The sequence below is a fragment of the Tepidimonas fonticaldi genome (assembly GCF_007556755.1).
GTDB lineage: Bacteria > Pseudomonadota > Gammaproteobacteria > Burkholderiales > Burkholderiaceae_C > Tepidimonas > Tepidimonas fonticaldi.
In genome coordinates, this window is the sequence record NZ_VJOO01000017.1 from 1 (window position 1) to 22867 (window position 22867).

23 protein-coding genes are annotated in these 22867 nt (G+C 70.4%); 17 read left to right on the top strand and 6 right to left on the bottom strand.

What is annotated here, in order from left to right:
- Both Tfont_RS09090 and Tfont_RS09095 read left to right on the top strand, forming a co-directional pair.
- The coding region (locus Tfont_RS09090) for a pyridoxal-phosphate dependent enzyme (protein WP_143969200.1) at positions 1 to 639 on the top strand (639 nt) is incomplete at its 5' end.
- Positions 640 to 752: 113 nt separating this feature from the next.
- A complete protein-coding gene (locus tag Tfont_RS09095; protein WP_068610481.1) occupies positions 753 to 980 on the top strand; it encodes a sulfurtransferase TusA family protein in 228 nt (75 codons plus the stop codon).
- Positions 981 to 1115: 135 nt separating this feature from the next.
- Here the strand turns inward: Tfont_RS09095 and Tfont_RS09100 are convergent, their stop codons facing one another.
- Complete coding sequence (locus Tfont_RS09100; RefSeq protein WP_143969201.1) at positions 1116 to 4145, bottom strand: valine--tRNA ligase; 3030 nt, start codon at positions 4143 to 4145, stop codon at positions 1116 to 1118.
- 255 nt (positions 4146 to 4400) lie between these two features.
- Here Tfont_RS09100 and Tfont_RS09105 point away from each other — a divergent pair, with 255 nt between their 5' ends.
- From Tfont_RS09105 to queF, 6 genes are all read left to right on the top strand, one after another.
- A complete protein-coding gene (locus Tfont_RS09105) occupies positions 4401 to 4823 on the top strand; it encodes a rubrerythrin family protein (RefSeq protein WP_143969202.1) in 423 nt (140 codons plus the stop codon).
- Positions 4824 to 4971: 148 nt separating this feature from the next.
- Positions 4972 to 6327 (top strand): (Fe-S)-binding protein, encoded by a 1356-nt coding sequence (locus tag Tfont_RS09110; protein WP_143969203.1) that lies wholly within the window; start codon positions 4972 to 4974, stop codon positions 6325 to 6327.
- Between the two features lie 49 nt (positions 6328 to 6376).
- Positions 6377 to 6970 carry a DUF3501 family protein gene (locus Tfont_RS09115; protein ID WP_143969236.1) on the top strand — a complete coding sequence of 198 codons (594 nt, stop codon included), beginning with the start codon at positions 6377 to 6379 and terminating at the stop codon, positions 6968 to 6970.
- A 54-nt stretch (positions 6971 to 7024) separates the two neighbouring features.
- On the top strand, positions 7025 to 7798 hold the full coding sequence (gene yaaA / locus Tfont_RS09120) for a peroxide stress protein YaaA (protein ID WP_143969204.1): 774 nt from the start codon (positions 7025 to 7027) through the stop codon (positions 7796 to 7798).
- Between the two features lie 32 nt (positions 7799 to 7830).
- Positions 7831 to 8754, top strand: coding sequence for a 2OG-Fe(II) oxygenase (locus Tfont_RS09125; protein ID WP_143969205.1), 924 nt, complete (start codon positions 7831 to 7833; stop codon positions 8752 to 8754).
- Between the two features lie 46 nt (positions 8755 to 8800).
- Positions 8801 to 9703 carry an NADPH-dependent 7-cyano-7-deazaguanine reductase QueF gene (gene queF / locus Tfont_RS09130; RefSeq protein ID WP_143969206.1) on the top strand — a complete coding sequence of 301 codons (903 nt, stop codon included), beginning with the start codon at positions 8801 to 8803 and terminating at the stop codon, positions 9701 to 9703.
- A gap of 24 nt (positions 9704 to 9727) precedes the next feature.
- Here the strand turns inward: queF and dinB are convergent, their stop codons facing one another.
- A complete protein-coding gene (dinB, locus tag Tfont_RS09135; protein ID WP_143969207.1) occupies positions 9728 to 10927 on the bottom strand; it encodes a DNA polymerase IV in 1200 nt (399 codons plus the stop codon).
- Positions 10928 to 11086: 159 nt separating this feature from the next.
- On the opposite strand from dinB, the gene pcaC reads away from it, so the two are divergent.
- Positions 11087 to 11473, top strand: a complete 387-nt coding sequence (pcaC, locus tag Tfont_RS09140; protein WP_068610466.1) for a 4-carboxymuconolactone decarboxylase — start codon at positions 11087 to 11089, stop codon at positions 11471 to 11473.
- A gap of 41 nt (positions 11474 to 11514) precedes the next feature.
- On the opposite strand, the gene Tfont_RS09145 is transcribed toward pcaC, so the two are convergent.
- Entirely contained in the window at positions 11515 to 12084 is a 570-nt protein-coding gene (locus Tfont_RS09145; protein WP_390612408.1) for a PAS and helix-turn-helix domain-containing protein, read from the bottom strand.
- 89 nt (positions 12085 to 12173) lie between these two features.
- Here Tfont_RS09145 and Tfont_RS09150 point away from each other — a divergent pair, with 89 nt between their 5' ends.
- The 3 genes from Tfont_RS09150 to Tfont_RS09160 are packed head-to-tail and all read left to right on the top strand — an operon-like array spanning position 12174 to position 14516.
- Complete coding sequence (locus Tfont_RS09150) at positions 12174 to 12878, top strand: CoA transferase subunit A (RefSeq protein ID WP_143969208.1); 705 nt, start codon at positions 12174 to 12176, stop codon at positions 12876 to 12878.
- 11 nt (positions 12879 to 12889) lie between these two features.
- Complete coding sequence (locus Tfont_RS09155; RefSeq protein WP_068610462.1) at positions 12890 to 13528, top strand: CoA transferase subunit B; 639 nt, start codon at positions 12890 to 12892, stop codon at positions 13526 to 13528.
- A gap of 19 nt (positions 13529 to 13547) precedes the next feature.
- Positions 13548 to 14516, top strand: coding sequence for a patatin-like phospholipase family protein (locus tag Tfont_RS09160; protein WP_068610461.1), 969 nt, complete (start codon positions 13548 to 13550; stop codon positions 14514 to 14516).
- On the opposite strand, the gene Tfont_RS09165 is transcribed toward Tfont_RS09160, so the two are convergent.
- From Tfont_RS09165 to Tfont_RS09175, 3 genes are read right to left on the bottom strand one after another with little or no spacing between them, the layout of a single operon-like run.
- Positions 14465 to 15154: a pseudouridine synthase gene (locus tag Tfont_RS09165; RefSeq protein WP_185974509.1), complete on the bottom strand. Its 690-nt coding sequence runs from the start codon at positions 15152 to 15154 to the stop codon at positions 14465 to 14467. The genes Tfont_RS09160 and Tfont_RS09165 overlap by 52 nt on opposite strands.
- Positions 15151 to 16896, bottom strand: a complete 1746-nt coding sequence (gene recJ / locus Tfont_RS09170) for a single-stranded-DNA-specific exonuclease RecJ (RefSeq protein ID WP_143969209.1) — start codon at positions 16894 to 16896, stop codon at positions 15151 to 15153. The genes Tfont_RS09165 and recJ overlap by 4 nt, the downstream gene beginning before the upstream one ends.
- Complete coding sequence (locus Tfont_RS09175) at positions 16893 to 17894, bottom strand: phosphoglycerate mutase (RefSeq protein WP_143969210.1); 1002 nt, start codon at positions 17892 to 17894, stop codon at positions 16893 to 16895. The genes recJ and Tfont_RS09175 overlap by 4 nt, the downstream gene beginning before the upstream one ends.
- Positions 17895 to 17950: 56 nt before the next feature.
- Here Tfont_RS09175 and Tfont_RS09180 point away from each other — a divergent pair, with 56 nt between their 5' ends.
- The 5 genes from Tfont_RS09180 (at position 17951) to Tfont_RS09200 (ending at position 22847) form a co-directional block, all read left to right on the top strand.
- Positions 17951 to 19219, top strand: coding sequence for a lipoprotein-releasing ABC transporter permease subunit (locus tag Tfont_RS09180; protein WP_143969211.1), 1269 nt, complete (start codon positions 17951 to 17953; stop codon positions 19217 to 19219).
- Positions 19212 to 19898 (top strand): ABC transporter ATP-binding protein, encoded by a 687-nt coding sequence (locus Tfont_RS09185; protein ID WP_068610453.1) that lies wholly within the window; start codon positions 19212 to 19214, stop codon positions 19896 to 19898. Before Tfont_RS09180 ends, Tfont_RS09185 begins: the two co-directional genes overlap by 8 nt.
- Positions 19899 to 20021: 123 nt before the next feature.
- Complete coding sequence (locus tag Tfont_RS09190) at positions 20022 to 20426, top strand: ArsR/SmtB family transcription factor (RefSeq protein WP_260682334.1); 405 nt, start codon at positions 20022 to 20024, stop codon at positions 20424 to 20426.
- Entirely contained in the window at positions 20419 to 21762 is a 1344-nt protein-coding gene (soxC, locus tag Tfont_RS09195; protein ID WP_068610449.1) for a sulfite dehydrogenase, read from the top strand. The genes Tfont_RS09190 and soxC overlap by 8 nt, the downstream gene beginning before the upstream one ends.
- Positions 21762 to 22847, top strand: coding sequence for a c-type cytochrome (locus tag Tfont_RS09200; protein WP_143969212.1), 1086 nt, complete (start codon positions 21762 to 21764; stop codon positions 22845 to 22847). Before soxC ends, Tfont_RS09200 begins: the two co-directional genes overlap by 1 nt.
- Positions 22848 to 22867: the final 20 nt, after the last annotated feature.

Here is a 22867-nt window from a genome sequence, read left to right on the forward strand (position 1 = left end):
CGCGGCTACCGCATGGTGCTGATCATGCCGGAGGACCTCTCGATCGAGCGCGCGCAGACGATGAAGGCGTTCGGCGCCGAGCTGATTCTCACGCCCAAGAGCGGCGGCATGGAGTATGCGCGCGATCTGGCCGACAAGATGGAGCGCGAGGGCAAGGGCAAGGTGCTGGACCAGTTTGCCAACCCGGACAACCCGCGCATCCACTACGAGACCACCGGCCCGGAGATCTGGCAGCAAACCGGCGGGCGCATCACGCACTTCGTCAGCGCCATGGGCACCACCGGCACCATCACCGGCGTCAGCCGCTTCCTGAAGGAGAAGAACCCGGCGATCCGCGTGATCGGCGCGCAGCCGAGCGAAGGCTCGCGCATCCCCGGCATCCGCAAGTGGCCGCCGGAGTACCAGCCGAAGATCTACGACCCTGCCGGCGTGGACGAGCTGGTCTACGTCAGCCAGGCCGACGCGGAGGCGATGTGCCGCCGTCTGGCGCGGGAGGAGGGGATCTTCGCCGGCATCTCGGCCGCCGGGGCGTGCTGGGTGGCGCAGCAGATCGCGGCGCAGGTGGAAAACGCCACCATCGTCTTCATCGTGTGCGACCGCGGCGACCGGTATCTCTCCACCGGGGTCTTCCCGGCCTGACGGGGGCGCCGGTCCCCGGCCACCGGCTATGGCCTTGGGGTTTTGCCGGAGACAGGGGCACGGCGCGCGAAGGCGGCCGTACAATCGCGCTTCCCTGAAGGCAAGCCACGACCATGCAAATCGACCGTGAACTGGACGCGCGCGGGCTGAACTGCCCGCTGCCCATCTTGAAAGCCAAGAAAGCCCTGGCCGAAATGACCAGCGGCCAGGTGCTCAAGGTGATTGCCACCGACGCCGGCTCGGTGCGCGACTTCCAGGCATTCGCCAAGCAGACGGGCAACGAGCTGCTGCACCAGGAAACCGCCGGCCCGGACTACGTGTCGGTGCTCAAGCGCCGCTGAGGGCAAGGGCGGGCGGCGGTTGCCGTGGCCCCTGTCCGATCCGCGTGCCCAAAACAGACGGCCCCAGGTGGGGCCGTTGTCGTTTGGGGCGCGGGGCAGGGGTGCCCGCCCGCGCGATCCAAAGGGTCGGCCGGATCAGCCGCCCAGCCGCTGCAGTTGTGCCTGCACCTTGGCCAGCGTGGCGGAAAAATCTGCTAACCGCTGACGCTCCTGCTCGATGACGGCCGGCGGGGCCTTGGCGACGAAGGCCTCGTTGGCGAGCTTGCCCTGTGCTTTGGCGATCTCGCCCTGCAGGCGGGCCACTTCCTTGCCCAGGCGGGCCTTTTCGGCGGCGATGTCGATTGCCATGAACAGGCACAGCCGGGCTTCGCCCACCACGGCCACGGGCGCGGCCTGGGCGGCGGCGGCCCACTCGGCTTCGTCGGCAAAGACCTTGACCTCGCCCAGCTTGGCCAGTGCCTGCAGCACCGGCCCCCAGCGACCCAGAAAATCGCCCGCCCCCACGGCATACAGCGGCAGCCGCTGCGCGGGGGAGACGCCCATCTCGCCGCGCAGGCGGCGGCAGGCCTCGACCATGGCCTTGAGCTGGGCAACCTCGGCCTCCGACGCGGGGTCGATGCGCTCCGGCTGCGCCTCGGGGTAAGCGGCGATGCTGACCGAGGGGCCGGCGCGTCCGGCCACCGGGGCCACCTTCTGCCACAGCTCCTCGGTGATGAAGGGGATGATCGGGTGCGCAAGGCGCAGAATCGTCTCCAGCGTGCGGATGAGGGTGCGGCGGGTGCCGCGCTGCTGGGCGGCGTCACCCGTTTGCAGTTGGACCTTGGCGATCTCCAAGTACCAGTCGCAGAACTCGTCCCACACGAAGGCGTAGATGGCGTTGGCGACGTTGTCCAGACGGTATTCGGCAAAGCCTTGCGCGACCTCTGCTTCGACGCGCTGCAGCGCCGAGACGATCCAGCGGTCCGCGGCCGAGAAGCTCAGGTAGCCGTGGAACGGCCCGCCGGGGGCCCACTGGTCTTTGGTGTGCTCGGCCAGCCCGCAGTCGTGGCCCTCGCAGTTCATGAGCACGAAGCGCGTGGCGTTCCAGAGCTTGTTGCAGAAGTTGCGGTAGCCCTCGCAGCGCTTGCTGTCGAAGTTGATGGAGCGCCCGAGCGAGGCCAGCGCCGCGAAGGTGAAACGCAGCGCATCCGCCCCGTAGGCCGGGATGCCGTGGGGGAATTCCTTCTCGGTGGCCTTGCGGATCGCCGGGGCGAGCTCCGGCTTGCGCAGGCCCGTGGTGCGCTTCTCCAGCAAGGCCGGCAGGTCGATGCCGTCGATCAGGTCCACCGGGTCGAGCACGTTGCCTTCGGACTTGCTCATCTTGCGGCCCTGCGCGTCGCGCACCAGACCGTGGATGTAGACGTGGCGGAACGGCACCCGCCCGGTGAAGTGGGTGGTCATCATGATCATGCGCGCCACCCAGAAGAAGATGATGTCGTAGCCCGTCACCAGCACGGTGCTGGGCAGGTAGAGGTCGTAGTCGCTGAGGGCGGCCGTGTTTTTTTCGCTGGCGGGGCCGCATCCGTCCGGGCTCATCCGTCCTGCGGCCGGGAAATCGCCCGGGCCCGATCCAGCCCCGCCAGCGGCCTCGGGCCAGCCCAGCGTCGAGAACGGCACCAGCGCGCTGGAGTACCAGGTGTCCAGCACGTCCGGGTCGCGTGTCAGGCCCGCCGCCAGCAGCGGCGCGCGCTGCTCGGCTCCCAGGTGCGCGACGTAGGCCTCGAACTGCGCGCGCGCCTCGGCCTCGCTGCGTGCGACGTAGACGTTGCCCTCGGCGTCATACCAGGCCGGGATCTGGTGGCCCCACCAGAGCTGGCGGCTGATGCACCAGTCCTGGATGTTGGCCATCCACTGGTTGTAGGTGTTGACCCAGTTCTCCGGCACGAAGCGCACCTGGCCGCTGGCCACGGCGTCGATGGCCTTCTGCGCGATGCTCTTGCCGGTGGGGTCCTGCGGGCTGACCTTGGTCATGGCGACGAACCACTGGTCGGTCAGCATCGGCTCGACGATCTGGCCGGTGCGCGCGCAGCGCGGCACCATCAGGCGGTGCTTTTTCACCTCCACCAGCAGCCCGGCGGCGCGCAGGTCCTCGACGATGCGGCGGCGCGCCTCGAAGCGGTCCAGCCCGCGGTAGGCCGCCGGCGCCTGGTCGTTGACGGTCGCGTCGAGGTGGAAGATGTTGATCAGCGGCAGCTGATGGCGCTGGCCGACGGCGTAGTCGTTGGGGTCGTGCGCCGGCGTGACCTTGACCACCCCGGTGCCGAAGGCCGGATCGACGTAGGCGTCGGCGATGACCGGGATCTCGCGCTCGCACAGCGGCAGCCGCACGCGCTGGCCGATCAGGTGGCGGTAGCGCTCATCGTCCGGGTGCACCATCACCGCGACGTCGCCCAGCATCGTCTCGGGCCGGGTGGTGGCCACCACCAGCTGCCCCTCGCCGCTGGCGAGCGGATAGGCGATGTGCCACAGGAAGCCGTCCTCCTCCTCGCTTTCCACCTCCAGGTCCGACACCGCGCTCATCAGCACCGGGTCCCAGTTGACCAGGCGCTTGCCGCGGTAGATCAGGCCCTGCTCGTACAGCCGCACGAAGGTCTCGGTGACGACCTTCGAGAGCCGCTCGTCCATCGTGAAGTACTCGCGGCTCCAGTCCACGCTGTCGCCCATGCGGCGCATTTGCTGGGTGATGGTGTTGCCGCTTTTCTCCTTCCACTCCCACACCTTGGCGATGAAGTTCTTGCGCGCCTCCTCGGGGGTGGGGCCCATGTCGTGCCGGCTGATGCCCTGGGCCTGCAGTTGCCGCTCGACGACGATCTGCGTGGCGATGCCGGCATGGTCGGTGCCCGGAATCCAGACGGCGTTGTGGCCCCGCATGCGGTGGTAGCGCGTCAGCGAGTCCATGATGGTCTGGTTGAAGGCGTGCCCCATGTGGAGCGTGCCCGTGACGTTGGGCGGCGGCAGTTGGATGGCAAACGACGGCGCATCCGCCCGGGGCTGGCCGGTGCCGCGCCAGCCGGCGCGGCCGTAGCCGCGCGCTTCCCACTCGGGGCCCCAGCGCCGCTCGACGGCGGCGGGCTCGAACGATTTGGACAGGCTCTGCAGGCCCGGTTGCTGGACGGGTTCAGACATGGGTGATTCTCGGGTGCGGAAAGGGGACCCTGCGGGACGCGGCCGGGCCCTGGCAACAAGCCTGGAATTGTAGGCGGCGGTCTCCCCGAACTGGGGTTTACCCGAAACATTGACGGATTCAATGCGATCCATTGAACACGCTGACTGGACGGCGCGGGCAAACGGCTCTAAGGTTGACAAGTCTGCCGTGCCGACCGGCCTGCAGGTTGGCGGACACGGTGGCGTTTTCGTGAACCACCTGACCAGGAGATGACCATGCCGCAACTCAAGGGTTCGAAGACCGAGCAGTGCCTCAAGGACGCCTTCGCGGGCGAATCGATGGCCAACCGCCGTTACCTGTACTTCGCCAACAAGGCCGACGTCGAGGGCCAGAACGACGTGGCGGCGCTGTTCCGCTCCACCGCGGAGGGCGAGACGGGCCATGCGCACGGCCACCTGGAGTTCCTCGAGCAGGCGGGCGACCCCGCCACCGGCATGCCGATCGGCTCCACGCGCCAGAATCTGGAGTCGGCCATCGCCGGCGAGACGCACGAGTACACCGACATGTACCCGGGCATGGCCAAGACCGCGCGCGAGGAAGGCTTCGACGAGATCGCCGACTGGTTCGAGACGCTGGCCAAGGCCGAGCGCTCGCACGCCAACCGCTACGCCAAGGCGCTGGCCGAGCTGGTCGACTGACCTGTCCCGATCCGCCCTGTGACCGGCGGCCCCGCGCGGGGCCGCCTCCGCCGCCGAGTGGCCCTCGGCCAGCACGGCGGCGCCCCCGGACAAACAAAAAGGGCCGACCGTGCGCGGCGCGGCCCGACACGAGGCGAGGAGACCGACGATGGCCCGCGAAGGCAACCTGGAAGCCCCCACGCGCCACCCGCTGGACTGGCGCAACCCCGACTTCTACGACGAGGCGAAGTGCTTCGCGGAGCTGGAGCGCATCTTCGACATCTGCCACGGCTGCCGCCGCTGCGTCAGCCTGTGCCAGGCGTTTCCGACCCTGTTCGACCTGATCGACGAGGGCAAGACCGGCGAGCTCGACGGCGTGGACAAGGCCGACTACTGGAAGGTGGTCGACCAGTGCTACATGTGCGACCTCTGCTACATGACCAAGTGCCCGTACACGCCGCCGCACGAGTGGAACCTGGACTTCCCGCACACCATGCTGCGCGCCAAGGCGATCAAGTTCCGCAAGGGCGAGGTCAAGGCGGCGGAAAAATTCCTCGCCTCCACCGACGTGCACGGCAGCCTGGCCGGCATTCCGGTGGTGGTGCAGGCGGTCAACGCCGTCAACCGCACCCGGCCCGCGCGCGCGCTGATGGAGAACGTGCTGGGCGTGCACCGCGACGCCTGGATGCCGGAGCTGGCCGCGCGGACGCTGCGCCGCGCCGCCCCCGAGGCGCGCGCCGCGCAAGTGGTCGACGGCGAGCGCACGCCGGGCAAGGTGGCGATCTTCGCCACCTGCTACGTCAACTACAACGAGCCCGGCATCGGGCTGGATCTGCTGGCGATCCTGGAGCACAACGGCATCCCGTACACCCTGGTGGAGAAGGAGCGCTGCTGCGGCATGCCCAAGCTGGAGCTCGGCGACCTGGAGTCGGTGGCCGCCTCCAAGGAGGCCAACATCCCGGTGCTGGCGCGCTATGCGCGCGACGGCTACGCCATCCTGTCGGCGGTGCCAAGCTGCACGCTGATGTTCAAGCAGGAGATCCCGCTGATGTTTCCGGACGATGCGGACGTGCAGCTCGTCAAGGAGGCGATGTGGGATCCGTTCGAGTACCTCAGCGCCCGCCGGCGCGACGGGCTGCTGCGCACCGACTTCCAGCGCGGCCTCGGCAAGGTCAGCTACCAGGTGCCGTGCCACAGCCGCGTGCAGAACATGGGGCGCAAGACCGAGGAGATCCTCAAGCTCATCCCCGACACCGACGTGCAGACGCTGGAGCGCTGCAGCGGCCACGCCGGCACCTACGGCGTCAAGAAGGCCACGCACCCGGTGGCGATGAAGATCGGCAAGCCGGTGTTCAAGAGCATGGCGCAGCACAAGGGCGGCGGCGCGCCGGACGTGATCGGCTCCGACTGTCCGCTCGGCGGCCACCACATCGCGCAGGGCTTCGAGGTCAACCAGCTCGGCGCGCCCAAGCTGATGCACCCGCTGACGATGCTGGCCACCGCCTACGGCCTCAAAGACGCCTGAGTCCACCCCCACCGATCCGACAACCCCGCGAGCCATCATGATCACCACGATGCAACTGACCGGCAAAATCACGCGCGAGACGCTGATGCCGCTGGAGGCCTACGCCAAGTGGCGCAAGGTGCACAAGGGCGAGGTGATCGCGCACCGCAAGCTGCGCACCGTGCACCTGGGCGAGCACGTCACGGTGCAGTTCGAAAGCGAGCTGTCGATGCGCTACCAGATCCAGGAGATGCTGCGCATCGAGAAGATCTTCGAGGAAGAGGGCATCCAGGACGAGATCGACGCCTACGCCCCGCTGGTGCCGGACGGCACCAACTGGAAGGCGACGATGATGATCGAGTACCCGGACATCCACGAGCGCCGGCGCGAGCTGGCGCGCCTGATCGGCATCGAGGACCACATGTTCGTCGAGGTCGAGGGCCACGGCCGCGTCTACGCGATCGCCGACGAGGACCTGGACCGCGAGACGCCGGACAAGACCTCGGCGGTGCATTTCCTGCGCTTCGAGTTCACGCCGGCGATGCGCGCGGCGATCAAGGCCGGCGCCGCGGTCAAGCTCGGCTGCGACCACACCAACTACCCGGCGCACGTGACGATCGCGCCGGAGACGCTGGCCAGCCTCGCGGGGGATCTGGCGGATTGATCCGGCGCCGCCCTGCCGGCGCCGCTATCATCGCGGCCCGGAGGCCCCGCACCGATGCTGTTCATTCTGTCCCCCGCCAAGGCGCTGGATTACGATACCCCGTCCACCACCCCGGTGGCCACCCAGCCGCTGTTCGTCGAGCAGGCCGCCGAGCTGATCGCCATCCTGCGGCAGAAGTCGCCGCAGGAAGTGGCCGAGCTGATGGACCTGAGCGACGCGCTGGCGCAGCTCAACGTGGCGCGCTACCAGGCGTGGCAGCCCGAGTTCGGCCCGCACAACAGCAAGCAGGCGATCCTGGCCTTCAACGGCGACGTCTACCAGGGGCTGGACGCGCGCAGCCTGGGTCCGGACGACCTGGACTGGCTGCAGCGCCACGTCTGCATCCTGAGCGGCCTGTACGGCGTGCTGCGTCCGCTGGACTGGATGCAGCCGTACCGGCTGGAGATGGGCACGCGCTTGAGCACGCCGCGCGGACGCAACCTCTACCAGTTCTGGGGCCCGCGCATCGCCGAGTACCTGTCGCAGCGCGCCGCCGAGGACGACGGCCTCGTCGTCAACCTCGCCAGCGAGGAATACTTCAAGGCCGTCGACCCGAAGGCGCTGCGCGCGCGCGTCGTCACCTGCGTGTTCGAGGAGCGGCGCGGCAGCGGCTACAAGGTCATCAGCTTCCTGGCCAAGCGCGCGCGCGGCCTGATGACGCGCTGGGCCGCGTTGCACCGCGCCGCCGCCGTCGAGACGCTGCAGGGCTTCGATAGCGAAGGCTACCGCTACGCGCCGGAGGTCTCCGCGCCCGACCGGCTGGTGTTCCGGCGCGACGAGCGCGGCTGAAAGCGGCGCGCCGCGCGCTACACTGGGGCGCGATGAGCCAGACCATCACCCCGGAATTGCGCGCCTGGATCGTGCAGCAGGCGCAGGCCGGCTGCACGCCGGAGTCGGTGCTGCAGGCCATGCTGCAGGCGGGTTGGCAGGAGTCCGTCGCGCTGGACGCGATGGAGGCGGTGCTGGAGGCCCACCTGGGGGCCGTGGCCGCGCAGGACGCCACAGCGCGCGCGGCGGCCGCTCGCACCGTGGCCCGTGCCGCAGCTGGCGCCCACGCAGCCGAGCGGGCCGTGACCGGCCGGGGCGTGGCGCGGCCGTATCTGGACCTGTCCGGGTCGCCGCGCGCCATCGATCTGGGGGACCGGGTGGTGACGGTGCACGTCAGCCTGCGCCGCCCGCGCCTGGCGGTGCTGGGCAACCTGCTGTCGGCCGAGGAGTGCGACGCCCTGATCCAGGCCGCGCAGCCGCGGCTCAAGCGCTCCCGCACGGTCCAGACCCGCACGGGCGGCGAGGAACTCAACGCCGATCGGACGAGCGACGGCATGTTCTTCCGCCGCGGCGAGACGCCGCTGATCCAGCGCATCGAGGCGCGCCTGAGCCGGCTGGTGCACTGGCCGGTGGAAAACGGCGAGGGCCTGCAGGTGCTGCGCTACGGCCCCGGCGCCGAGTACAAGCCGCACTACGACTATTTCGACCCCAACGCCGCCGGCACCGCCCGCATCTGCGAGCGCGGCGGGCAGCGTGTCGCCACCATCGTCATGTACCTCAACGAGCCGCAGCGCGGCGGCGGGACCACCTTCCCCGACGTGGGGCTGGAAGTCATGCCGCAGCGCGGGCACGCGGTGTTTTTTGCCTATGACCGGCCGGAGCCGTCCACCCAGACCCTGCACGGCGGCGCCCCCGTGCTGGAGGGCGAGAAGTGGGTGGCCACCAAGTGGCTGCGCGAAGGCGAGTTCACCGTTTGACCACTGTTCGACCGCTGGCGCGCCGCGCTGGCCCTTTCCCCTGTCCATGTCTGCCGATTCCACCGCGTCCGTCCCCGCCATCGATCCCGCCCGGGCTGCTGGCGTACCCGGCTTGGCCGATGCCCCCCTGGGCCGTGCGACCGCCTACACCGACACCTACGACGCCACGCTGTTGTGTCCGCTGCCGCGTGCCCCGAAGCGCGCCGAGATCGGCATCACCGGCACGCCGCCGTTCACCGGTGCCGATCTGTGGACGGCGTTCGAGCTGAGCTGGCTCAACCATCGGGGCAAGCCGCAGGTGGCGCTGGCGCATATCACCATCCCGGCCGAGACGCCCCACCTGATCGAAAGCAAATCGTTCAAGCTCTACCTGAACAGCTTCAACCAGACGCGCTTTGCCGACGCCGAGCAGGTGCGCGAGCGGTTGCGCGCCGATTTGGCCGAGGCCTTGTGGCGCGGCAGCGAGCGGGCCGGCAGCGTCGGTGTGCGCCTGCGGTTGCCGCACGAGTGGGCGGCGGAGGCCGTGCGGCCGCTGCCCGGCCTCAGCCTGGACCGTCTGGACGTGGAATGCACCCACTACCAGCCGGCGCCCGAGCTGCTGCGTGCCGACCCCGAGCAGCCGCCGGTGGAGGAGGTGCTGACCAGCGACCTGCTCAAAAGCAACTGCCTGGTCACGGGGCAGCCGGACTGGGGCAGCGTGCAGATCGCCTACAGCGGCGCGCCGATCGACCAGGAGGGTCTGCTGCGCTACCTGGTCAGCTTTCGCCAGCATCAGGAGTTCCACGAGCAGTGCGTGGAGCGCATCTTCATGGACATCTGGACGCGCTGCCGGCCGGTGCGCCTGAGCGTGTATGCGCGCTACACGCGCCGCGGCGGGCTGGACATCAACCCCTGGCGCACCAGCCATCCCCAGCAGCCGCCGGTCAACGCACGCACGGCGCGGCAGTGACGGCGCGGCGACGGGGCGGGGGCATCAGTCCAGGGCGTCGAACAAGTCCGGGATGCGCGGGCGGGGCGCGGCCGCTGGGGCCGCGCCGTCCGGCCGGGCCAGATTGCCCACCCGCACCCCCAGCAGGCGGATGCGCCGCGTCAGGTCCACCCGCTTCAGGCACAGCCCGGCAGTGCGGCGGATCACCGCGACATCGGCCGTGTGGGTGGGCACGGTCTGGTCGCGGGTGACGACGCGAAAGTCCTCGTACCGCAGCTTGATGCCGATGGTGCGCCCGACGTAGCCCTTGCGCTGCAGGTCGGCGGCCACCTGCTCGCACAGCCGGGTGAACAGGCGCCCCAGCTCCGCGCGGTCGTGCACCGCGTGCAGGTCGCGCTCGAAGGTGGTTTCGCGGCTCAGGCTGACCGGCTCGCTGGCCGTGACCAGCGGGCGTTCGTCCCGGCCCCAGGCGGCTTCGTGCAGCCAGGCGCCGTGGCTGGCGCCAAAGCGCTCGATCAGCGTCTCGCGCGGGCAGGCGGCCAGCTCTCCGATGGTGCGCAGCCCCATGGCCTGCAGGCGCTCGTCGGTGCGCGGGCCGATGCCGTGGATCTTGCGGCAGGGCAGGGGCCACAGGCGGGTGGGCACGTCCGCCTCGTCCAGCAGGGTGATGCCACCGGGTTTGTCCAGGTCGCTGGCGATTTTGGCCAGCAGCTTGTTGGGTGCCACGCCGATCGAGCAGCTCAGCCCGGTGGCGGCGCGGATGGCGCGCTGCAGCCGCTCGGCCAGCACACGCCCGCCGTCGCGCTGTCCGTCCGGGGCGTGGGTGAAGTCGATGTAGACCTCGTCGATACCGCGGTCCTCCATCACTGGCGCATGGCGCAGGATGACCGCCTTGAAGGCGCGCGAGGCGGCACGGTAGGCGTCGAAGTCCACCGGCAGCAGAATGCCGTCCGGGCACAGCCGCGCGGCTTTCATCAAGCCCATGGCCGAGCCGACGCCGTGTTGCCGGGCGGCGTAGTTGGCGGTGGTGATGACGCCGCGCCCGCGGTAGTCGCGCAGCCGGGCGAAGGCCGACAGCGGGATGCGCTCGCGTGGCAGGTCGTCGGGCACGGGCTCGCGCCAGTGCACCTGCCGCCCGCCGATGACCAGCGGCACGTCGCGCAGTTGCGGGTAGCGCAGCCCTTCGACGGACGCGTAGAACGCATCCATGTCCAGGTGCGCGATGCGGCGCGGCAGGCGATCCATGGTTGCTGAAAAAATGGGCAGTTTGTTCCAGGGCTTGCGGGTGCGGGCTTTCCCGGATTCTCCCGCAGCTTGTCCACAGCATCGCCCACAGGGGCCGGGGACAAGGGGCGCTCGCGCTATGCTGCCGCCCGCCGATATCAATTTCGCAGGAGAGCCGCCATGGACACCCCCCCGAACAAAGACTTCGAAGCCGGCCTGGCCATGCGCCGCCGCGTCATGGGCGACGATTTCGTCGAGCGCGCCTTTGCCCACCTGACGCCGTTCACCGAGCCGCTGCAGCACTACATCACGCGCAACGCCTGGGGCGACGTCTGGCAGCGTCCGGGGTTGGACCTCAAGACCCGCAGCCTGATCACAGTCGCGATGCTGACCGCGCTGGGCAAGCAGCACGAGCTCAAAGGCCATGTGCGCGGGGCGCTCAACAACGGCGCCACCCCGCAAGAGATTCAGGAGGTGCTGCTGCACGCCAGCATCTACTGCGGTCTGCCGGCCGCGGTGGAGGCCTTCCGCACCGCAGCCGAGGTGGTGGACGGGCCCAAGGGCTGATCCGATGTCGTGCGGCACCGGGCGGGCACCGCGCGGCGCCATCACCCCGTCAGCAGCCGCTGCACCAGGTCCACCGAGCTGCTGGCGCCGTATTTGCGCATCAGCCTTGCGCGGTACACCTCCACCGTGCGCGGACTGATGCCCAGCGCCTTGGCCGTCTGCTTGGCGGTCAGGCCTTTCATCACCAAGCCGGCCACCTCACGCTCGCGCGCGGTCAGCTCGGCCTTGACGGGGCGCCGCGAGGACAGGTCCTCGAAGCTCCAGATGCCCGCGGCGTGCGGATCGGCGCGGTCGAGCGCGCGCCCGGTCACATGGCACCAGAACGTCTGGCCGGCAAAGCGGCCGCCCACCCGGCGCATGATGCGCTCGTCGCTGTAGTGCCCGTGGGCATTGAGGATGGGCGCGATGCGCTCGCCGATGCGCTCGAATTCGTCCGCGCTGGGGTAGAGGATGCGAAAGCTCTGCCCGATGAGCTGATCGCGGCTGGCGCCAAACATCTCGCACACCGCCTGGTTGCAATCGACCATGGTGCGGTGGCGCGACAACACCAAGCCCACCGGCGCCAGTTCGAAGGCCAGCCGGTAGTCGTCCAGAGCGGGCGCAGCGGTCACGACCTAGGGTTGGACAGTAGGCAATACTACGTACGCGGTTACGTAGTATCGTACGGCTTTCCCCCACTTTTGGACAGGAGCGTGCGAGCATGAACAAGGTCTACCCCAGCGCGGCCGCGGCCCTCGAGGGCGTGGTCGCCGATGGGCAGCTCATCGCGGTCGGCGGCTTCGGCCTGTGCGGCATCCCCGAGGCGCTGATCGACGCGCTGCGCGACAGCGGCGTGAAGAGCCTCACGGTCATCTCCAACAACGCCGGCGTGGACGGCTTCGGCCTGGGCAAGCTGCTGGAGACGCGCCAGATCAAGAAGATGATCTCCAGCTACGTGGGCGAGAACAAGGAATTCGAGCGCCAGTACCTGGCCGGCGAGCTGGAGCTGGAGTTCACCCCCCAAGGCACGCTGGCCGAGAAGCTGCGCGCCGGCGGCGCGGGCATCCCGGCGTTTTTCACCAAGACGGGCGTGGGCACCATCGTCGCCGAGGGCAAGGAGCACCGCGAGTTCAACGGCGAGACCTACATCATGGAGCACGCCCTGTTCCCGGACGTGGCGCTGGTCAAGGCCGACGTCGCCGACCTGTCGGGCAACCTGCGCTTTCGCCGCACGGCGCGCAACTTCAATCCGGCCGCCGCGACCGCGGGCAAGCTGTGCATCGTGGAGGTCGAGCGCATCGTGCCCACCGGGGCCATCGACCCGGACGATGTGCACCTGCCCGGCATTTATGTGCACCGCATCGTGCACAACCCCACGCCCGAAAAGCGCATCGAGAAGCGCACCACCCGCGACCGCAAAGTTTGAGGAGCCCGATCATGCCTTGGACCCAAGACCAAATGGCCGCGCGCGCGGCCCAAGAACTGCAGGACGGCTTCTACGTCAACCTGGGCATCGGCATCCCGACGCTGGTGGCCAACCACGTGCCCGACCACATCGAGGTCTGGCTGCAGAGCGAAAACGGCATGCTGGGCATCGGCCCCTTCCCTTATGAGGACGAGGTGGATCCCGACCTGATCAACGCCGGCAAGCAGACCGTGACCACCATCAAGGGTTCGTCCATCTTCGGCTCGGACCAGTCGTTTGCCATGATCCGCGGCGGCAAGATCAACCTGTCCATCCTGGGTGCGATGCAGGTCACGCACAAGGGCGACCTGGCCAACTGGATGATCCCCGGCAAGATGGTCAAGGGCATGGGCGGCGCGATGGACCTCGTCGCCGGCGTGCCGCGCGTCATCGTGCTGATGGAGCACGTCGCGCGCAAGAAGGACGGCACCGAGGACCTGAAGATCCTGCCCGAGTGCACGCTGCCGCTGACCGGCAAGGGTGTGGTGGACCGTATCATCACCGACCTGGGCGTGATGGACGTGACGCCCGAGGGGCTCAAGCTGGTCGAGCTGGCCCCCGGCGTGACGCGCGAGTTCATCCAGAGCAAGACCGGCGTGCCGCTGCTGTGACGCCGCCCCAGCCGACCCGATGAACGCTACGCCCGCCCGCCCCCGCATCGGCCTGGCGCTGGGCAGCGGCGCCGCGCGCGGCTGGGCGCACCTCGGCGTGCTGCGCGTGCTGCAGGAGGCGGGGCTGGAGCCGGATATCGTCTGCGGCACCTCCATCGGTGCGCTGGTCGGGGCCGCCTACGCGGCCGGCGAGCTGGACCGGCTGGAGCCGTGGGTGCGCGGGCTGGGCTGGCAGCAGGTGGTTGGACTGATCGACCTGCGCTTTGGCGGCGGGCTGATCGAGGGCGACAAGCTGGAAGCGTTCTTCCGCAGCCGCTTCGTCGACGGCGGCATCGAGGCGCTGCCCAAGCCGTTTGGCTGCGTGGCGACCGACCTGGCCACCGGGCGCGAGGTTTGGCTGCGCCAGGGGCCGGTGATCGACGCGGTGCGCGCCTCGATCGCCATCCCCGGCGTCTTCACCCCGGCGCGGCAGGACGGGCGGCTGCTGGTCGACGGCGGGCTGGTCAACCCGGTGCCGGTGTCGCTGGCGCGCGCGATGGGGGCGGAGTTCGTCATCGCGGTGGATTTGAACTGGGATTTGATGCGCCGGCGCCAGCGCGTGGCCAGCCGCGCGCGCGGCCCCCGCCGCGGCCTGCTGGAAGGGGTGCTCAAGCGCCTGCGCGGCAGTGGGGTGGAGGATGCCGCCGCGCAGGCCGCCGACGGCGCGAACGAGGTAGCTCCACCGTCGCTGTTGGACGTGCTGACCACCAGCATGGCCATCGTGCAGTGGCGCATCACGCAAAGCCGCCTGGCCGGTGAGCCGGCCGACGTCGTCATCCGCCCGGCGCTGGCGGATGTGGCGGCGATGGACTTTCACCGCGCCGCACCGGCCATCGCCGCCGGCCGCCGCGCGGCCGAGCAGGCGCTGCCGGTGCTGCGCGACGCGCTGGCGCTGCTTTACCCGGAGGCGGCCGAGAACGCCGCCGGGCAGACCCAGCGGCACGGCTGACCGCTCACCGGGTGCGTCAGCGCCAGCTCCGCCGCGTGCAGCAGCAGGCGCGGGGCGGCGTGGCGGGCGGCGCCGTCGGCGTAGAGCGGGTCGCCGAGGATCGGGTGGCCGAGCGCCGCCAGGTGCACGCGCAGCTGGTGCGAGCGGCCGGTGAGCGGCTGCAGCTCCAGCCGCGTGGCCTGGAGCCCGCCCCAGCGCTCCAGGCTCAGGATGCGCCAGCGCGTGTGGCTCGGCTTGCCGTGCCGGAAATCGACCTTGCTGCGCGGGCGGCGCGGCCAGTCGACGATCAGCGGCAGACGCACGTCGCCCCAGCCGTCGGGCGCCCCAGGCGGTAGCGGCACGCCGGCCACGACGGCCACGTAGGTCTTGTGCACGCGGCGCTCGGCGAACGCCAGCGACAGCGCGCGCTGCGCCGCCGCGCCGCGCGCCAGCACCATCAGGCCGGAGGTGTCCATGTCCAGCCGGTGCACGACCAGGGCGTCCGGCGCGTGCCGCTGCACGCGCGCGGCCACGCAGTCGGCCTTGTCGGCGCCGCGGCCCGGCACGGCCAGCAGGCCGGCGGGCTTGTCCACCACGATCAGCGCGTCGTCCAGGTGCAGGACGGGGATGCCATCCCACACCGCCAGCGGCGGCGTCACGTCTGCGCGCCCTCGACGATCAGCCGCAGGCGCCGTTGGCCCTGCCAGTCGTCGGCCTCCAGCCGGTACGCGAGCTGCACCCGCGCGGGCAGCGCCTCGGTGTGGCCGAACCAAATGCCCTCCAGCGGTTGGCCCTGCACGCGCAGGCGCAGCGCCAGGTGCCGCTCGCCGACCAGCCGCTGGCCCAGCACCTCGACCTCGTCGCTGAACACCGGCGCGGCAAAGCCCTGGCCCCACGCCTGCGCGTCGAGCAGATCGACCACGTCCACGCGGCGCCAAGGCTCCGCCAGCGGGCCATCGGTCTCCAGCCGGCGCTGCAGGGTGGCGGCGTCCAGCCATTCGGCGGCGACGGCCTGCAAGGCGGCCTCGAACGCGGTCAGGCCGTCGGCGGGCAGGGTGCAGCCCGCCGCCATGGCGTGACCGCCAAACCGCAGCAGCAGGCCCGGCTGGCGCTTGGCCATCCAGTCCAGCGCATCGCGCAGGTGAAAGCCCGCGATCGAGCGCCCCGAGCCCTTCAGGCACGGTGTGCCATCGTCCATCTGCGCCGGTGCGAACACGAACACCGGCCGGTGCAGCCGGTCTTTGAGCCGGGAGGCGACGATGCCCACCACCCCTTCGTGGAAGGTGGGGTCGAAGACGGTCAGCGCCGGGGGGGCCGTGTCGGGGTCCAGGCCGTCGCCGTGGCGCTCGGCCATGGCCAGCAGGGCCTGTTCGCGCATGGCCGATTCCACGGCCCGCCGCTGGCGGTTGATGTCGTCGAGCAGGCGGGCCAGTTCCTCGGCCCGCGCCGGATCGTCGGTGATCAGGCACTCGATGCCCAGCCCCATGTCGCTCAGGCGCCCTGCAGCATTGAGCCGGGGCCCCAGGGCGAACCCGAGGTCGAAGGTCGAGGCGCGCGCAGCAGGCCGCTTGGCCGTGGCGAGCAAGGCCGCCATGCCCGCCGGCATGGCCCCGGCGCGGATGCGCCGCAGGCCCTGGGCCACCAGCCGCCGGTTGTGCGCATCCAGCCGCACCACGTCGGCCACCGTGCCCAGCGCCACCAGGGGCAGCAGGGTGTCCAGGCGGGGTTGGCTCGCGCCGTCGAAGACGCCGCGGCGCCGCAGCTCGGCGCGCAGCGCCAGCAGCACATAAAACATCACGCCCACCCCGGCCATCGCCTTGGCGGGAAAGTCGCACCCGGGCTGATTCGGGTTGACGATGACGCAGTCCTGCGGCAGGCGGACTTCGCCCCCTTGCACCAGCGGCAGATGGTGGTCGGTGATCAGCACCTGCAGACCCAGTGCCCGCGCCCGCTCCACCCCCTCCAGGCCGGCGATGCCGTTGTCCACGGTGACCAGCACATCGGCCCCCATGGCGCGCACGCGGTCGGCCAGCGCAGGGGTCAGGCCGTAGCCGTCGCGCACCCGGTCGGGCACCAGGTAGCGCACCCGGTCCCAGCCCAACGGCGCCCCCAGCAGCCGCAGGCCGCGCCACGCCGTCGCGCAAGCCGTGGCGCCGTCGCAGTCGTAGTCGGCCACGATGCAGACGGTGTGGCCGCGCTGCAGCGCATCGGCCAGCAGATCCGCCGCCTCGCGTGCGCCGCGCAGGCGCTCGGGCGGGGGCAGGTGGGTCAGGGCGTCGTCCAGCTCCTCCGCCTGCTGGACGCCGCGCGCGGCAAACAGCCGCGCCAGCAGCGGGTGCACACCGGCCTGTTCCAGCGCCCAGGCGGCCCGCGGGGGCACGTCGCGGGGGGTGATCTTCACAGGCTGCTCCACCAGTCGAGCGTGGGCGGCATGGCGGGGCGCGGCCGCCCCCGCAGCCGGTGCCACAGATCGCGCCAATGCCGCCGGGGCGGGGGCGGCGGGTCGGCCCCGGGGTCCAGCCGCCACGAGCGCCAGCCGCGCTCGCCGCACAGGGTCAGCCAGCGGGGCTGGCCGTCCGCGTCGGCAGCGGCCAGCCAGGGGGCCAGCAGTGTCTCGTCGAGCCGCGCCCAGGCGGCGGCCCAGCCCGCGCCGTCGCCCTGGGTGGCCGGCGCGCTCAGGTCCTCCACCAGCCGCACGCCGGCTTGCGCCGGGGTGGGGCCGTGGCCGTCCCAGCGGCCGGCACCCGCAATCCACAGGCCGTTGACCGGCAGCGCACCGCGCGCGGCGCGGGCCGCGTTGACCGGGTGGTCGTGGAAGAGCATTTGGGCTTCGTTCAGCAGGCGCAGCAGCGTGCGGGCGGCGGGCTGGTGGCCGGCATCCCGCCACCAGCCGTCGGCGCGTCGGTGCGCCACCCGGTCCAGGCTGGCGCTCGTCCAGTCGTCGAACAGCACCCCGCGCGCCAGCCAGCGCAGCGGGTCGTCGCCGTGCAGCTCGATGCCATCGCTGGCGGCATAGGGCGCGAAGGCGTCGCGCAGGGCCGCCGATTCCTCCGCGCGCAGATCGAGCGCGTGCGGGGGCACGATGGTGATCTGGTCGATGCCGGCCTGCCAGGCGCATGGCCACAGCCAGGCGCAGCCCACGCCCACCACCCCGGCGTGCCAGGCGGCCCACGGCAGTTGCCCATCGGCCACCGCCCATCCCAAGGCGCGTGCCAAGGCGTGTTCGTGGGGCGGCGTCAGGCTCCAGGGGCTTCCAGCGTGCTGGGCGTGCGGGGTGGCGCGCGCCAGCCAGCGCTGCAGGGTGGGCAACGGGGGGAGGGGAGGCGTGCCCGTCCCCGCCGCGGCGTCGGCGGCCAGCGGGGCGGCATAGGCGATGATCAGGTGGCGGGCCTCGGGCATGGCGCGATTGTTGCGCAATCGCTGCGGCACAATCGGGGCAGCTTGTGGACACACCCATGCCTTTGCCCTACGAATTCGTGATCGGCTGGCGCTACACGCGCGCCGGCCGGGCCACCCGCCGCAACGGCTTCATTTCTTTCATCAGCGCGGTCTCCATGCTGGGGATCGCGCTCGGGGTCGCGGCGCTCATCATCGTGCTGTCGGTGATGAACGGGTTCCAGAAAGAGGTGCGCGATCGCATGCTGGGCGTGCTGTCGCACATCGAGGTGCTCTCCGTCACCGGTGAGGCCTTGGTCGACCCGGCGGGCACCATGGCGCGGGTGCGCGAGCATCCGAGCGTGCGCGCGGTGGCGCCCTTCATTGCCGAGCAGGGGTTGCTGGCGCGCGGGCAGGACATGAAAGGGGCGGTCATCCGCGGCATCGACCCCGCGCAGGAGCCGGCCGTCACCGCCCTGGGGGCGGATCTGGCGGCGCAGGCCTTCGGGGCCTTGCAGTCCGGGCGCTTTGGCATCGTGCTGGGGGCGGCGCTGGCGCGTTCGCTGGGGGTGACGACCGGGGATGCGGTGACGCTGGTGGTGCCCAGCGGCCAACTCACGCCTGCGGGGGTCGTACCCCGCTTGCGCCAGATGACCGTGGTGGGGTTGTTCGACTCCGGCCACTACGAGTACGACGCGACGCTGGCGCTGGTGCACCTGGAAGACGCGCAGCGGCTGTTCCGGCTGGCGGGGCCGACTGGCATCCGTGTGCGGCTGGACGACCTGCACGCCGCGCGCGAGGTGGCCATCGAGCTGGCGGCGCAGCTCGAGCCGGCGCTGGGCCCCGGGGTGCTGGTGCGCGACTGGACGCGCGCCAATCGCACTTGGTTTGCCGCCGTGCAGGTGGAAAAACGCATGATGTTCATCATCCTCACGCTCATCGTCGCGGTGGCGGCGTTCAACCTGGTGTCCACGCTGGTCATGACCGTGACCGACAAGCGTGCCGACATCGCCATCCTGCGCACGCTGGGGGCCAGCCCGCGCAGCGTGATGGCGATCTTCGTGGTGCAGGGGGCGGCCGTTGGCCTGGTGGGGACGGCGCTGGGGCTGGCGCTGGGCCTGGGGGTGGCGTTGCACATCGACACGCTGGTGCCGGCGCTCGAACGGCTGCTGGGCGTGCACTTCCTGCCGCAGGACATTTACCTGATCAGTCGCATGCCCAGCGATCCGCAGGCCGGGGACATCGTGCCGATCGCCGTCATCTCGTTGGTGCTGGCCTTCGTGGCGACGCTCTACCCCAGTTGGCGGGCCAGCCGGCTCAACCCCGCGGAGGCGCTGCGCTATGAATGACTCGGCCGACGTGGTGCTGCAAGCGCGCGGGCTGGTCAAGCGCTTTCGTGAGGGGCGGCTGGACGTGACCGTCCTGCGCGGCGTGGATTTGACCGTGCGCGCTGGCGAGACGGTGGCCATCGTCGGGGCATCGGGCTCGGGCAAGAGCACCTTGCTGCACCTGCTGGGCGCGCTGGAGGCCCCGACCGCGGGCGAGGTGCGGCTGATGGGTGAGGATCTGCACCGCCTGCCCCCGGCCCGCCAGGGGGACGCGCGCAACCGGTATCTGGGCTTCGTCTATCAATTCCACCACCTGCTGCCGGAGTTCACCGCCCAGGACAATGTCGCCATGCCGCTGTGGATCCGGCGCGAGCGGCGGGCGGTGGCGGCCGAACAGGCGGCGCATTGGCTGCGGCGCGTGGGCCTGGGTGAGCGGCTGCTGCACCGCCCCGCCGAGCTGTCCGGGGGGGAGCGCCAGCGCGTGGCGATCGCGCGCGCCCTCGTCACGCGGCCGGCCTGTGTGCTGGCGGACGAGCCCACGGGCAACCTGGACCGCGAGACCGCCGGCAGCGTCTTTGAGCTGATGCTGGACCTGGCCCGCTCGCAGGGGACGGCCTTCGTGCTGGTCACCCACGATCCGGAGCTGGCCGCGCGCTGCGACCGCGTGCTGCGCCTGGCCCACGGCAGCCTGAGCGGCTGAGCCCCGGTGGTGCGCCCGCCCCCGCGCGGCGGCGGGCTTTTTTGTGCCCGCCCTTGTCAGCTTTCCGTCGGCTTCAGGGTTTACACTAATAAAGATATTCGCAATCAATCATATAGTTTTGGCGTGAGCCGATCTCTGTCTGCCCCGCCGTTGGATGCCGTGCTGCCGGACTTCGAGTCGGTGGCGCGACATTTCTGCGTGCTGGGTGAGCCCGCGCGGCTGCGCATCCTGCACGCCGTGTGCCAGTCGGAGCGCTGCGTCAACGACATCATGCAGGCCACCGGGATGGCGCAGGCCAATGTCTCGCGCCATCTGGCGCGTCTGCATCAGGCGGGCCTGCTGGTGCGCCGGCGCGAGGGCACCCGGGTGTTTTACCGGGTGGCTCCGTCGTCGCACCTGGACCTGTGCCGACTCATCACCCAACAGGTGGGGGCCGGGCAGGCGCACCCGGGGCGGGGGGAGGGGTGCGGGATCGGTCGGCCGGCGTCGGTGTTCCCCGTTGAGTCAAAGGAAGAAACCAGTGTCTGAGAACCTCCGCGAAGTCATCGGCCGGGTCCTGCCCGCGCCCGAGAACCACCTGAGCCCGGAGCTGCTCGATAAAGCCCGCAAGGCCCGGCGCAGCTTCATGGGCAAGGCCTTGGCCATGGGGGCCGGCGCCGCCTCTGCGGTGGTCGGTGGCAAAGCCCTGGCGGCCGAGGACGGCGAAGACGCCATCCTCAAGCTGCCCGAGCACACGACCGGCCTGGGGCAACCCGTCGCCGCGCGCGGCTACGGCATGCCCAGCAAGTGGGAGAGCAACCTGCAGCGGCGCGAAAGCCCGGGCCTGACCCGGGTCTCGCAAGCGTCGGTGAGCTTCTGCCCGCTGCAGGGGCTGTTCGGCATCATCACGCCCAGCGGCCTGCACTTCGAGCGCCACCACCAGGGCTGGTGGGACATCGACCCCTCCCAGCACCGGCTGATGGTGCACGGCCTCGTCAAGCGCCCGCGCGTCTTCACGATGGACGACCTGATGCGCTTGCCGAGCGTCTCGCGCATCCACTTCATCGAATGCGGCGCCAACACCGCCATGGAGTGGGGCAACGTGGCCGTGCCGACCGTGCAGTACACCCACGGCATGATCAGCTGCTCGGAGTTCACCGGCGTGCTGCTGTCCACCCTGCTGGACATGTGCGGCATCGACCGCAAGAAGGCCAAGTACGTGCTGGCCGAAGGCGCCGACGGCTCGTCGATGACCCGCACCATCGACCTGGAGCGCGCGCTGGACGACGTGATCGTGGCCTGGGGCATGAACGGCGAGATGCTGCGCCCCGAAAACGGCTACCCGCTGCGCCTGGTGGTCCCGGGCGTGCAGGGCGTGAGCTGGGTCAAGTACCTGCGCCGCATCGAGGTGGGCGACCAGAAGTGGGCCACCAAGGACGAGGCGGTGCACTACATCGACCTGATGCCGGACGGCACGCACCGCCAGTACACCGGCATTCAGGAGTGCAAGAGCGTGATCACGTCGCCCTCGGGCGGCCAGACGCTGCTCGATCGCGGCTACTACAACGTGACCGGTCTGGCGTGGTCCGGCCGCGGCAGCATCAAGGCGGTGGACGTCTCCTTCGACGGCGGCCGCAACTGGCGTCCCGCCCGCCTGGAGGGGCCGATCCTGCCCAAGGCGTTCACCCGCTTCAACATCGACTGGGTGTGGGACGGCAAGCCCGCCATCCTGCAAAGCCGTGCCATCGATTCGACCGGCTATGTGCAGCCCAAGATCAACCAACTGCGCGCGGTGCGCGGCACGCGGTCGATCTACCACAACAACGCGATCCAGAGCTGGCTGGTGTCCGAGAACGGCGAAGTCTCCAACGTGCAGGTGTACTGATGAAGAGCAAGATCCAATCCACCGTCCGTGCGGCGGCCTTGGGCGTCGCGCTGCTGGGTGCGGGCATGGGCGTCGCGCACGCCAACAAGCCCTGGCACGACATCGGCCGCGGCGCCAAGCCGGCCGAGATCAAGGCCTGGGACATCGACGTTCGCCCCGACTTCGTCGGCCTGCCCAAGGGCTCCGGCTCGGTCAGCAAGGGCGAAGAAGTCTGGGTGAGCAAGTGCGCCTCGTGCCACGGCGATTTCGGTGAGTCCAACGAGGTCTTCACCCCGATCGTCGGCGGCACCACGGCCAAGGACATCGAGACCGGCCGCGTCGCCAACCTGCGGCTGGAGGCGCACTACCCCCAGCGCACCACGCTGATGAAGGTGGCCACCGTCTCCACGCTGTGGGACTACATCAACCGCGCCATGCCCTGGAACGCGCCGAAGTCGCTCTCCACCGACGAGGTGTATGGCGTGCTGGCCTACATCCTGCACCTGGGCAACATCGTGCCGGCGGATTTCGTCCTGAGCGATCAGAACATCGCCGACGTGCAAAAGCGCATGCCCAACCGCAACGGCATGGTGTTCTACGAGCCGCTGTGGAAGGTCAACGGCAAGGGCGACGTGCAGAACACCCGCTGCATGAAGAATTGCCCCATCGAGGGCGACATCAAGTCCATGCTGCCGGAGAACATGCGGGACGCGCACGGCAACCTGATCGAGCAAAACCGCATCATCGGTCCGGTGCGCGGCTGGGACACCACCCAGCCCCCGCGCAAGGAACCGCTGACCCGCAAGGTGTCGATGGCGGCACCCGTCCCGGCCGCCGCGGCAGCCGGTGGCACCGACGCCAAGGGCCTGCTGGCCAAGAACGCCTGCACGGCCTGCCACGGCGTGGCCAACAAGATCGTCGGGCCCGGCTTCAACGAAGTGGCCGCCAAGCACAAGGGCAAAGCCAACCTGGAAGCCTATCTGGCGGAGAAAATCAAGGCGGGCGGGCAGGGGGTTTACGGCGCCATTCCGATGCCGCCGCAACCCCAGGTCAGCGACGCCGACGCCAAGGCGATCGCCGCCTGGATCGCCGCCGGCGCCAAGTGAACCGGGCCTGCTGCCCACGA